Origin of the sequence: Nostoc sp. (assembly GCF_036919895.1) — a bacterium.
Classification (GTDB): domain Bacteria; phylum Cyanobacteriota; class Cyanobacteriia; order Cyanobacteriales; family Nostocaceae; genus Nostoc.
Genome location: NZ_JBALBW010000093.1, coordinates 67049 through 80264, shown reverse-complemented (window position 1 = coordinate 80264; position 13216 = coordinate 67049). Strand labels below are relative to the sequence as shown.

10 protein-coding genes are annotated in these 13216 nt (G+C 43.7%); all 10 read left to right on the top strand.

Going from position 1 to position 13216, the window contains the following annotated elements; all coding sequences use genetic code 11:
* The coding region (locus tag V7K55_RS19110; RefSeq protein ID WP_334834106.1) for a phosphoenolpyruvate carboxylase at positions 1 to 1130 on the top strand (1130 nt) is incomplete at its 5' end.
* Positions 1131 to 1259: 129 nt separating this feature from the next.
* Positions 1260 to 1514, top strand: a complete 255-nt coding sequence (locus tag V7K55_RS19105) for a hypothetical protein (RefSeq protein WP_334834105.1) — start codon at positions 1260 to 1262, stop codon at positions 1512 to 1514.
* A gap of 66 nt (positions 1515 to 1580) precedes the next feature.
* The gene (locus V7K55_RS19100; protein WP_334834103.1) at positions 1581 to 1886 is read left to right on the top strand and encodes a small RNA NsiR4-regulated ssr1528 family protein; all 306 of its coding nucleotides are present in this window, start codon (positions 1581 to 1583) and stop codon (positions 1884 to 1886) included.
* 1186 nt (positions 1887 to 3072) lie between these two features.
* On the top strand, positions 3073 to 3465 hold the full coding sequence (locus V7K55_RS19095) for a hypothetical protein (protein ID WP_334834101.1): 393 nt from the start codon (positions 3073 to 3075) through the stop codon (positions 3463 to 3465).
* A 285-nt stretch (positions 3466 to 3750) separates the two neighbouring features.
* Positions 3751 to 4701: an aldo/keto reductase gene (locus V7K55_RS19090; RefSeq protein WP_334834099.1), complete on the top strand. Its 951-nt coding sequence runs from the start codon at positions 3751 to 3753 to the stop codon at positions 4699 to 4701.
* A 386-nt stretch (positions 4702 to 5087) separates the two neighbouring features.
* Complete coding sequence (locus tag V7K55_RS19085) at positions 5088 to 5462, top strand: hypothetical protein (protein WP_334834097.1); 375 nt, start codon at positions 5088 to 5090, stop codon at positions 5460 to 5462.
* 196 nt (positions 5463 to 5658) lie between these two features.
* Positions 5659 to 6105 carry a hypothetical protein gene (locus V7K55_RS19080; RefSeq protein ID WP_334834095.1) on the top strand — a complete coding sequence of 149 codons (447 nt, stop codon included), beginning with the start codon at positions 5659 to 5661 and terminating at the stop codon, positions 6103 to 6105.
* A gap of 533 nt (positions 6106 to 6638) precedes the next feature.
* A complete protein-coding gene (gene dxs / locus V7K55_RS19075) occupies positions 6639 to 8546 on the top strand; it encodes a 1-deoxy-D-xylulose-5-phosphate synthase (RefSeq protein ID WP_334834093.1) in 1908 nt (635 codons plus the stop codon).
* 655 nt (positions 8547 to 9201) lie between these two features.
* On the top strand, positions 9202 to 11211 hold the full coding sequence (locus V7K55_RS19070; protein WP_334834091.1) for a cation:proton antiporter domain-containing protein: 2010 nt from the start codon (positions 9202 to 9204) through the stop codon (positions 11209 to 11211).
* Positions 11212 to 11273: 62 nt separating this feature from the next.
* Positions 11274 to 12335 carry an S-methyl-5-thioribose-1-phosphate isomerase gene (gene mtnA, locus V7K55_RS19065; RefSeq protein ID WP_334834088.1) on the top strand — a complete coding sequence of 354 codons (1062 nt, stop codon included), beginning with the start codon at positions 11274 to 11276 and terminating at the stop codon, positions 12333 to 12335.
* Positions 12336 to 13216 lie beyond the last annotated feature (881 nt).

Here is a 13216-nt window from a genome sequence, read left to right as displayed (position 1 = left end):
CTCCCCCCGCCCCTCTCCCCGTGAACTTACAAGAAGTAATGCTGGGGTATTCTGACAGCAACAAAGACTCTGGTTTTTTAAGCAGTAACTGGGAAATTCATAAAGCCCAAAAATCACTGCAACAAATAGCAGAAAACTATGATGTAAGTTTGCGGATTTTCCACGGACGCGGTGGTTCTGTCGGGCGGGGTGGTGGCCCTGCTTACGAGGCGATTTTGGCTCAACCGGGTCATAGTATCAATGGGCGAATCAAGATTACCGAACAAGGAGAAGTTTTGGCTTCTAAATATTCCTTGTTGGACTTGGCTTTATATCACATGGAAACCATCACCACTGCTGTGATTCAAGCTAGCCTGCTGCGGACAGGGTTTGATGATATTGAACCTTGGAATGAGATTATGGAAGAATTGGCAGCGCGATCGCGGCAACATTATCGGGCTTTAATCTACGAACAGCCTGATTTTGTTGACTTCTTCCACCAAGTAACCCCCATTGAAGAAATTAGCCAACTACAAATTAGTTCTCGTCCAGCCCGTCGCCCATCTGGTAAGAAAGATTTAAGCAGTCTGAGAGCTATTCCTTGGGTATTTAGCTGGACGCAAACCCGCTTTTTACTTCCTTCCTGGTATGGCATTGGCACAGCGTTACAAGAGTTTTTGAACTCAGAACCAGAAGAACACTTGAAATTAATGCGCTACTTTTACGTTAAGTGGCCTTTTTTCAAGATGGTGATTTCTAAAGCCGAGATGACTTTGGCAAAAGTGGATATGCAAATGGCACATCACTACGTTCAGGAATTGTCAAAACCAGAAGATCAACTTCGTTTTGCCAAGGTTTTTGACCAAATTGCCAGCGAGTTCTATCTCACTAGGGATTTGGTGTTAAAAATCACCGATCACAATCAACTGTTAGATGGCGATCCTGTCTTGCAACGATCTGTGCAGTTACGCAATGGCACAATTGTCCCCTTGGGATTTATCCAAGTTTCCCTGCTGAAGCGCCTACGCCAGTCTATGAATACTAATGCTACTTCTGGAGTCATCCATTCTCGTTACAGCAAAGGCGAGTTACTGCGAGGAGCATTGTTAACTATTAATGGAATTGCAGCTGGGATGAGAAATACGGGTTGATGGGGAAGAAGCAGGGGAGCAGGGGGCAGGGGGCAGGGGGAGAATCAAAAATTACCTCTCTCCCTCTACTCCCAGTTAAGTGGCTCTCTGCCCATTGTGTCTGTTTCTAATGCCTAATGCCTAATACAAATGATCAAAAACAGGATTTTAATTTGCACTTTTTTGGCGCTATCATCAGGTTTTTTTGGTGCTTACACTAGTGGGCAAATCACCACAATGCTGCATAGTCGAAAGTGTCAAAATCAATCTTGGGGTTTGCAGGTGATGTGCAACGCTTGGATAACACCAGGAGCAATATGGCAAGGTAGCACAACAGGACTATGGACAGGCACTATTTTAGGGGCGTTTGTTGGGGGTTTGCTAACGCGACAAGTTCGTGATTAATCTCGGTGGGAAAAAGGTGTCAGCAAGGCTGGTAAAATCTACCCATAGCCTTAAGAGCAAATCACTATGCCTACTGAAACTAACCCAGGGAATCAAACTACCACAGGTGCTGATGCTATTGATGAAGCGATCGCACAGGGAATTGATTTTGATGGTTCTCCCATTCCGCCTGCCAAGCTAGAACTTTATGGTAAAGTCATGGCGCTAGAAGGCAATAGACAGCGTAGTGGCGTATCTAATACTATGCGATCGCGCATTGTCCGAATTGGTGCAAAACACATTTCCCAAGCTGAACTCGACCAATTACTTGTAGATGCTGATTTCGCACCCCTAAAAGAAAAAGAAATTGCCTTTTTTTATAGCGGAAAATAAATATCGCAGCGTAGCACAGTCATAGAACAGGAAAAGGGGCAGGGGGGCAGGGGAGCAGGGGAGAAACCCCATAAATAAATTTAGCAAAAAGTTCTGTAGGCGGATTTACTGCCGTAGGAAACTTTTCAAGACATGGACTTGAAACCCTCTTTGCAGCTTGATTTGAGCGTATCTTTCTCCCCTGCCCCCCTGCTCCCCTGCTCCCTTGCCCCCTGCCTCAAGGCCCATATAATTCACGGCTACACAAACAAGTAAAGTAGCCGTGAAATCCCTCTAAATAAACGAACGTATTAACCCATCCATAACCTATCTGCCATCAGCAATCCGGTAATCTAATTTCTCACTGCAATGGCGTGAGCAAGGAGCTAATTCTCCAAAATGCGCTCACGATGCCCAAGAATAATTGAGGATATAGATGATGGTAAAGGTTAGTTACTCAGTGTTTCAACGCGTCACCACTGCGCGTTTGCTGCGTAAGATATGTTTACTGGCGCTGACTGTGCCGTTACTGGCAAGTTCTACAATCGGTTTGGCGACTGCTGGAGAGAGGAAGTACAAATACGAGTACGAGGGCGAGAACGAGACTTATGCCATCGGACTTTGGGGCGATCTCCCCTACTCCGATCTCCAGGCGACAACGGGAGTCCCGAACCTCATCGCTGATATGAACGCGCAAAACCTGGCCTTCACTGTTCACGATGGCGACCTGAAGGGGGGCAACTCTACGCCCGGCTCGGTCACGCCGACTACATGCAGTAATGAACTCTACACTCAGGCGCTCGGCTTCTTTAACTCCCTGAAAGCACCAGCAGCCTTCACCCCAGGCGATAACGATTGGACTGATTGCGATCGCCCCTCAAATGGTGGATTCAACTCACGCGAGCGCCTCGACTACGAGCGTCAGGTATTTTTCAGCACCAAATTTTCCCTTGGGCGGCGGCGGCTAGTGCAGGAGGTGCAGACAACACCACTGTGTCTTGGTGCAACCGGTGCAGTGCCCTGTGTTGAGAACCGCCGTTGGACGGTTGGGCGGGTTACTTACGCGACACTCAATATTCAGGGTTCGTGCAACAACCTATGCGACACTGCGCCCGATCCAGAGGAGTACGCAGCGCGAAACAAGGCTAATATTGCATGGATGAGAGAGGCTTTTAAAGCGGCAAAGACACGTAACTCGGTGGCCGTTATGTTTATCTCTCAAGCCGATCCAGGGTGGGATCTAACCGACGGAACCAGAGCGCCTTTGCGCGATCCAAAGACGCTCGTGCAAACCGATGGACAGCCTGATGGCTTCAAGGACTTTTTATTAGCGTTCCGAGATGAAGCGATCGCTTTCCGTAAACCCATTGCCTATGTATACGGTGACTCGCACTACTACCGCATTGACAAGCCATTTCTGGATGCTCAAGGCAGACGCATCGAGAACTTTACTCGTGTTGAGACATTTGGCGACAATGCGGCGAATGGCACCAACGATGTGAATTGGGTCAAAGTAACCGTAAATCCCCGTAGCCGAGAAGTATTTTCGTATCAGCCACAGATTGTTCCTGGCAATCGAGTAGCGGTTCCTTCTCCTTAAACATAAAAGCCCAAAGCTGCAATTTTGAGTTGATAGGGGATAACCCAAACCTTCATTTTTTGGTAGGGGCAATTCATGAATTGTCTCTACTGTCTATGATTTTGCGTTAGTCCTATCTTTACCTCACACATTCCTAATTGCCATCCATATTTTGGCTTCTTCAGCATTTTCGCAATCGGTTCAGAAACTGTATCTTCAGCAAGATATTCTCAACTTTCCCTTGCATTTTGAATTGGCACACAGCTATATGTACTTAAAGTAATAGCTGAAAGACTTGGAGAACACATGCCAAATTCAGAAATGCAATACCGAGTTCTCGGCAGTACAGGAGAGAAAGTTTCTGCGATTGGATTGGGTGGTTGGCACATTGGCTTGAAAAACGTTGATGAGCAACTAGGTATCCGCATTGTGAGAACAGCCATCGATCGCGGCATCACCTTTATGGATAACAGTTGGGATTACAACGGGGGAGTCAGCGAAATTCGGATGGGAAAAGCTCTGCGCGATCGCTACCGCGATAAAGTTTTCCTGATGACGAAAATTGATGGTCGCTCTAAAAAAGAAGCAGCAAAACAGCTAGATGAATCACTTCAACGTCTGCAAGTAGATTGCATCGATCTGGTTCAGCACCACGAAATTATTCGGTACGAAGACCCCCATCGAGTTTTTGATGAAGAAGGGGCAAATGCTGCCTTAATTGAAGCACGGGAAGCCGGAAAAATCAGATACATTGGCTTCACTGGGCATAAAGATCCTCATGTTCATCTCCACATGCTGGAAGTTGCCGCCGCTCAAGGGTTTAAATTTGATACGGCTCAGATGCCGCTCAATGTCATGGATGCTCACTACCGCAGCTTTGCAAAACTGGTCGTGCCAGAACTGGTAAAACAAAACATCGGCGTGCTAGGAATGAAAAGTATGGGAAACGGTATTCTTTTAAAATCCAATACTGTAACGCCGATTGAGTGTCTACACTATGCTTTGAATCTGCCGACATCGGTTGTGATTACCGGAATTGACAGCATGGAGATTTTAGAGCAAGCCTTTGAAGCAGTGCGGACTTTTCAGCCAATAAACGACGAGCAAGTGCGATCGCTCTTAGCAAAAACGGCAGAAGCAGCATCACGCGGCGAGTTTGAGCCTTTCAAAACCTCATCAATTTTCGATAGCACCGCCCAAAACCCAGATTGGCTGGGAGAGGAGCCAGAGCGCATCCAACAATTGATGCCAGCGTGATGCTTTCTTCGCGTTGTCTTTAAAGAAGTTCACAGAATCATATAGCAATCCTAAATGAGCCGTGAAAATCTCCCATTTCTCTCTCTGCGTTCTCTGCGCCTCTGCGGTTCGTTTCTTTTTACAAATGATTTAAGACTGCTATACAACACTAAAGCATCTTGCCGTGCCGTGTAGTAATTGCATTGTCACGCTATTTAATGCAACCTTTGACAACGCCATTGTTTCAACTGACAATGCCATTGCATAACCCCGCAAAAATAAACTCAAGCTTTTTTTAACTTTGTTCTACCTAAAAATCTGTCCATCTTCAGAGCGTATATCTGTGCAACTGTTAGTTCTATTGTTTTAATGGGCACAATAACAATGTCCCTTACACTAGTATATATATGCCTGTTCAGGATCAAACACGCCGTTTACCCTCTCAATCAATTAGTCAAGATATAACGTCATTGCACGGTTTGCAAACCATCACCACATACACTACAACCCGTGCTGATGCGTCTTTAGCAAATTTGCAGCAAACTTATCAGACTATGTTGGCGCAGCAACAAGCCGAAACCGAGAAACTAGCTTTATACCGTGCTGCTGCTGATGCTGCGCGATTAGCAGAATGGGAATTTCATAATGCTGTGTTAGCCATGAAAGAAGTTGTGCGCGGACAATATGGATCGGATAGCGATCAAGCTCAAGCAATTGGACTGAAGAAAAAATCAGAACGCAAGCGTCCCAACCGGAAAAAGCTAGTTGAGATCGCAAGTTAATTAACTGAACAGCGATCGCCCATGTTCACAATCTGTCCTTGATTACCAGCAAAAAATCTTCATTCAAAATTCAATCTATCAAAATAGTGAACTTGTTTCATGACTAATGATGCAAAAACTTCTATCTATAGATCGATATGGTGAATAAGCTAAATCAAGTAGACTTAGTATACTAAATCACATGAGATGGTATTCTATGAAATCGAATTATTTTACAAAACAGTTTTCCACGGTAAAACGCTGGATGGCTACAACACTGTTTTGTATGTTAGCGATCGCTTTCGTTTGGCAAGGTGCATTTTTCTCGAACACCTCAGCAATGGCTGATCCGGCTGCAACCTTGATTGCATCAAAAGACGCAGGCGATCGGGTTCAAGATAAAGCCAGTGAAGATGCTGGACGAGCCAAGAATTTCATCCAAGATACAGCAGATAAGGTTAAGCAAGCTGCTAGGGACAACGCCAGTAAAGTTGACCAATCAACAGACAGTGGTAGTTTTGCTGAACGCAAAGCCAAGAGAGACGCGGCTACAATTCAAAAAAGAGCAAATGAAGACTCTGCTAGAACACAGAAAGCAGTAGACAACACAAAAAATGCTGTTGAACGCACTGTTGATAGCATCAAAGATGCTTTTGGTAAGTAGTAATCCTGATTTGTGAAAATCTAAAGGCTTAGATCCCCGATTTCTTTGAGAAGTCGGGGATCTTGTTATTTACGAAGATTATCACACCTACATTAACTAGCGATCGCAGATAAAATTAGCTTCTTTTACTGAACATAAGAAAAAATAATTGTTAAATGGTTGCTAGCAGTTAGGCTGATTGTATAGCAGGAAACGAGATATTTAACTATCTTTTGCGATCGCTTCAAAAAGCAAAATTGATTGACCGAGTTAGATAATTTCCGCGAAATGCTTCTGAAAGCTTGCTTTTATATACAAATTGTGGGGTGTATTTAAGTGGCATTACTTATTGACAAATGTGCTACGAGTTTATGCGATCGCAACCTGATTTTGACGAATTGTTAATGATTTAGAGATTTTTCACCATTATTAATTACGAAGTTATACTTTCCACTACAACTTAGTAACAATGTAAGAGTGTGATTATCTGGACAACCCGACCGTGGGAAAATCAAAATACCGAAACTGGAAGTTAGAGAGGAAAACACTATAATATGCATCTGAGCGAAATCACGCATCCTAATCAGTTGCACGGTTTATCTGTTCGCCAACTACAACAGATTGCCCGTCAGATTCGAGATAAGCATCTCCAAACCGTAGCAGTTAATGGTGGACACTTGGGGCCAGGGTTGGGTGTTGTAGAATTAACGCTAGGACTTTACCAGACACTAGACTTAGATCGGGATAAAGTGATTTGGGATGTCGGACACCAAGCCTATCCCCACAAACTCCTTACAGGACGCTACGATCGCTTCCACACCCTCAGACAAAAGGACGGGGTTGCGGGTTATCTCAAACTCTGTGAAAACAAGTTCGATCACTTCGGTGCTGGACATGCTTCTACAAGTATTTCAGCAGCATTGGGCATGGCTTTAGCGCGAGACTTGAAAGGCGAAAAATTTAAAGCCGTCGCTGTGATTGGCGATGGGGCGCTGACTGGCGGTATGGCATTAGAAGCCATCAACCACGCGGGACACATGCCAAAAACTAACCTGTTGGTTGTTCTCAACGACAACGACATGTCCATATCTCGCAACGTCGGTGCAATTCCCCGCTATCTCAACAAAATGCGCCTCAGCCAGCCGGTGCAATTTATCAAAGATAACCTTGAGGAACAATTCAAACAAATTCCCTTCGTGGGTGAATCTTTGTCTCCCGAACTCGCACGCATCAAAGAAGGTATGAAACGTTTGGCTGTTCCCAAGGTAGGGGCAGTTTTTGAAGAACTCGGTTTTACCTACATTGGCCCAGTGGATGGGCATAATCTCGAAGAATTGATTGCTACCTTCCAACAAGCACATCAAATACAAGGCCCAGTTTTGGTACACGTAGCCACAATTAAGGGTAAAGGCTATGAAATTGCTGAACTAGATCAAGTTGGCTACCACGCCCAAAGCCCCTTCAACGTTGCAACTGGCAAAGCCATTCCTTCTAATAAACCCAAACCCCCAGCTTATGCCAAAGTCTTTTCTCACACTCTAGTGAAACTTGCCGAACAAAACCCCAAAATCGTTGGGATCACTGCGGCTATGGCAACGGGAACAGGTTTAGATAAACTTCAAGCCAAACTGCCCAATCAATATGTTGATGTCGGCATTGCTGAACAACACGCAATTACCCTAGCAGCAGGACTTGCAACTCAAGGGATGCGCCCCGTAGCCGCTATTTATTCTACCTTCCTGCAACGCGCTTACGACCAGATAATTCACGATGTCTGCATCCAAAACCTGCCAGTATTTTTCTGCTTAGATCGGGCAGGAATTGTTGGATCTGATGGCCCCACCCACCAGGGCATGTATGATATCGCTTATCTGCGTTGCATTCCCAACATTGTAATCATGGCACCCAAAGATGAAGCAGAACTGCAACGCATGGTAGTAACTGGTGTTGAGCATACCAGTGGCCCCATTGCTATGCGCTACCCTCGTGGCAATGGCTACGGTGTTCCCCTGATGGAGGAAGGTTGGGAACCTTTGGAAATCGGCAAAGGCGAAATTCTCCGCACTGGCGATGACGTGTTAATCGTTGCTTATGGCACAATGGTTTATCCAGGGATGCAAGCTGCCGAAATTCTCAGCGAACACGGCATTGAGGCAACTGTAATTAATGCGCGTTTCGTTAAGCCTTTGGATACCGAGTTGATTTTACCCCTAGCGAAGAAAATCGGCCGCGTCATCACCTTAGAAGAAGGTTGTATCATGGGTGGCTTTGGTTCTGCGATCGTCGAAGCTTTAATGGATGCAGATATTCTCGTTCCTGTCAAGCGATTTGGTGTACCAGATGTATTAGTAGATCATGCTGAACCCAATGAATCTAAGACAGAACTAGGTTTAACTAGTCATCAAATAGCAGAGAGAGTTTTGTCAGCTTTCTTTAAGCAGCAAGTATCTGCTGTCGTCTAGTTAATCTGTCCTGAAAACAGAGAACAGGTGACAGAGTATAGGTAAATAGATTTTAATCCTTTGTAGGAAACTAGCCTAAAAACCTTGAACTAAATCCTTCAAAACTTTTTTGAGTTTTGAAGGATTTACATTTTTATCGAACAGAATTCAGAATGAATTTTAACCTAAAAAGTGGATAGTGCAGCGTAAAGCCTACGGCATAGCTCCGCTTAGAGCGAGTATTTTCGAGTTGCGTCTTGATTCTGACTCCTAAATTCAGAATGGCTGAATTCTTCTTCAATGCAACTTTGAAAACACGCCTTAGATACTTTTTCTTACCAAAGTCTATTGCATATAAGAACCAAGCAGTATAGAGTTAAGTCGCTAGTACCGCTTTGTGTAATTCATAATCCGTAATGACGCTCCTACGGACGATCGAGTACTCGCTACCACTTCGCTAACGCTAACATAATTACATTTTTGTAGTGATTTCTTTTCGTCGTGGTGTGCTAGCATTTACCACTATTAATTTAAAAATACTCATGCTAATTATGCAACATGACCATATCAAAAAATATTAAATCTATCACCAAAGTATGAGCATGCCTACATTGGGCTTTGTCCCATTAACGCTCACGGATGAAATTCAGATATTAACGCAACTCTAGAGCAGAGTATGACAAATTTTTTTCTAGCTTCTGTATTATCTACACCAATTAAAGACCCAGTACCAGTTTTTCTGATGATGTTGGGGATTATGCTAATCGCGCCCCTGTTATTTGAAAAAATCAAACTGCCGGGTATTGTCGGATTAATTCTGGCCGGCGTTATAGTCGGGCCCAATGGACTGGGATTATTGGCACGAGATAACACAATTGTGCTTTTGGGTACAGTTGGTTTGCTATTTCTCATGTTTATGGCAGGACTGGAAACTAGCTTGGATGATCTGAAATATAACGCTGATAAAGCACTCATATTCGGATTAGCTACCTTTGGTGTGCCGATGGTATTAGGTACCGCAGCCATGATGGCCATTGGCTATGGTGTATTACCTGCTATCCTAGTAGCTTCTTGTTTTGCTTCCCATACGCTACTAGCACTACCGATAGTCAGTAAATTGGGAATTATGCGCTCTCAGACATTAACTACCACTCTGGGAGGCACATTAATCACCAATGTTTTGGCACTTTTGGTTTTAGCAGTGGTAGTGAGAGCGCATCAAGGTAGTTTAAGCCTACAGTTTTGGTTATTCCTGATTCCTTCACTGATTATCTACACAATTCTGACGCTCTGGGGTCTACCTCGTCTCGGTCGCTGGTTTTTTCAGCGATTTGGACACGATGAAGGGGCAGAGTTCACCTTTGTTTTAGCTACCCTGTTTGTGGTTTCCTATGGGGCAGAATTAATCCAAATTGAGCCGATAATTGGCGCTTTTTTAGCTGGAGTTGCTATCACCCAGCTAATCCCACAACTTAGCCCTCTAATGAATCGGATTCAATTTATCGGGAATACGTTATTTGTACCCTTTTTCTTGATTTCTGTGGGAATGTTGGTTAATCCCCTGATTCTGATTCAAGAACCGCGATCGCTCCTAGTATCTGCCGTCATGGTAACTGTTGCCATTATCGCTAAGTTCATTCCTGCATGGGGTTCAGGCAAATTATTCGGATTCAACTTTGACAATATCATGTTGATGTTTGGGCTATCAGTAGCTCAGGCAGCCTCTACCCTAGCTGCAATCACTGTTGCTTACAAAATCGAGTTGGTCGATCAGTTAACAGTGAATGGCACGATCACCATGATTTTAGTTACCTGCATTGCTTCTCCTTGGGTGACAGATCGGTGGGGGAAAAAAATCAGGCCAGGAGAAGCTAGTATTGAAAGTCATCAGCTAGGAAATCTAGGCGATCGCGTTTTAGTACCAGTTGCCAACCCCAGTACTGAAGATAACTTGCTCAAGTTGGCAATACTCCTAACAAAATCAGCAGATGGTACTTTATTACCACTCCACATTTTACTAGAACAAAGTTCCCCCATTTCTCCAGGGGACAAAGCTAAACAAAGCCAATTACTATCAACCGCAGAAATGATTGCCCATGCTGCTGTGGTAAATGTTACTCCCATTGGTCGGATTGACGAATCAATTGATAAGGGAATTGCTCGTGTAGCAGAAGAAAAGCAGGCTAGTGTGATTGTCTGCGGCTGGAAAGGTTACTCTACTTATCAGGAAAATATCTTTGGTGATGTCATTGACAAAATTGTAAATCGCAGTCAAGTGCCTGTTTTGGTAACTAGATTTCCATTACCAATTGAGCATACGACACGAGTATTTCTGGCTTTCACTACCCAACAAACTTATGCTAGTTCTTTTGCAGAGAGTATTCAATTAGTCAAAAGTCTGGCAACGGAACTCAAAGCTACCGTACAACTTTTGCAAGTCGTCACAAAACAAGGAGTGGATATCGATTTGACTGATGCCGGATTGGCAGAAGATACACCCATTCAAAAAGTGCGAGGCAATTTTGTGCAGCAAGTTTCTCGTTTACTCAAAAGCAACGATCTGCTAGTGTTAAACGGGTCTGTTGAGCAGAAAACTAAACTAGTTTCACTTTTAGGTCGAATACCAGAAGCGATCGCTCGCAATCATCCTGAAGTTGCTATAATTATTGCCTACTTTCCCAAATAGCCTCAAAATTGGGAAGAAAAGGTGAGAATGCTCAATCTATGCCCAATATCCAATATCTTCCTATGACACCTTCTACAAACCATGTTTATCCCGTTATTTGGCACAACGAATCAGTGTCACTAATCGATCAAACGCGCTTACCCAACGAATATACATTTGTGGAAATCCACCGCAGTGAAGATATGGCGCGGGCAATTAAAACCATGATTGTGCGAGGTGCGCCGGCAATTGGTGTGGCTGCGGCTTATGGAATGTATCTTGGTGCAAGGGAAATTGAAACTAGCGATCGCACCGAATTTTTGCAAAACTTAGATAAAGTCTCCCAGTTATTACGTTGTACTCGTCCGACGGCGGTAAATTTATTTTGGGCCATCAATCGGATGATGAAAGTTGCCAAGGAAACATTGGGAACTGTAGAAGACATTAAGCAAACCCTTTTCCAAACAGCCCAAGCAATCAATATTGAAGATTTGCAAACCTGTCAAGCGATCGGCGACAATGGTTTGGCAGTTTTGCCTACTACCCCAGAAAGGCTGACGCTACTTACCCACTGCAATGCTGGGGCATTAGCTACGGCTGGTTATGGCACTGCTTTAGGTGTTGTACGTTCCGCTTGGAGGGAAGGACGTTTAGAACGTTTATTTGCCGATGAAACCCGTCCCCGCTTGCAAGGCGCAAAACTCACCACTTGGGAGTGTGTGCAAGAAGGTATTCCAGTTACATTAATTACTGATAATATGGCAGCCCATTGCATGAAGCAGGGTTTGATTCATGCTGTAGTTGTGGGTGCCGATCGCATTGCTGCTAATGGTGACACTGCTAATAAAATTGGTACGTATAGTGTTGCGATCGCAGCTAAAGCTCATAATATTCCTTTCTTTGTGGCTGCACCCCTTTCCACTGTTGATTTTGAATTAGTCGATGGTAGCAAAATTCCCATTGAGGAACGCGATCCAACAGAAATTTATCAAGTAGGGGATACTATTCTCACGCCTGAAGGTGTGGATTTTTACAACCCAGCTTTTGATGTGACTCCGGCTGAGTTGATTACAGCCATTATTACAGAGAATGGAGCGATCGCACCTCATGAATTAGCGAAATCACAGGTAAAGCAATTAGTGTAATTGAGTACAAAGAGGATAAAAGTTTTAAATGTTCATCGACACCACTCGCCAAATCGCCGAAACTCTATATTTTTCGTTGAGTGGTGTCGATTGCCTACTGGGTAAGGATTTAAGATATGCGTGTTGTTCAATTTCACACAACATATATAATGTTTTTTAGAATGGTGTCGATTTGGTGTCTGAAAGCCTTACGGGGCAAAGGCTCCTAGACGAGGCAACCCCTACCGATTGGGTTAAATCGGAATTAATGGAAACCCTGTATAACCACCTTCTTCTGAATTACCTTGTCCCTACCGATTGGGTTAAATCGGAATTAATGGAAACAAAAGTTAACACTGCACCTAAAACAACGATGATACCAACCCTACCGATTGGGTTAAATCGGAATTAATGGAAACTCTGGTGATTTTGCTAATTCTATAAATTTTGCCCCTACCGATTGGGTTAAATCGGAATTAATGGATAACTTGCACCGAGTTATCGATAACTCTAGCGATCGCTCTACATCCGAATAACGGAAACTTTATAGGGGATTGCCCCAAAAAAATCCCCGACTTTTTAGAAAAGCCGGGAACTTTGTTTTTTAACTACTTATTGCGTTAAAATCTGACGGTTCAAAATACATATCATTTATCAGTAATTTTTGAAAAAATTTTATCTAAACTTCATATTTTGACTAAATTCAATAAGCAAAATCCGCAAATGGTTACTCAAAATAAGCTTTGACTTACTCAAACCCCAGTTTGCTTTCTCATTTTGGTGTTTTCCGCAAGTAAAAGAAGCTTTGACTTAATCAAAAGAAGCTTTTGCTTTCTCATTTTGGTGTTTTCCGCAAGCAAAAGAAGCTTTAACTTAATCAAACCCCAGTTTGCTTTCTCATC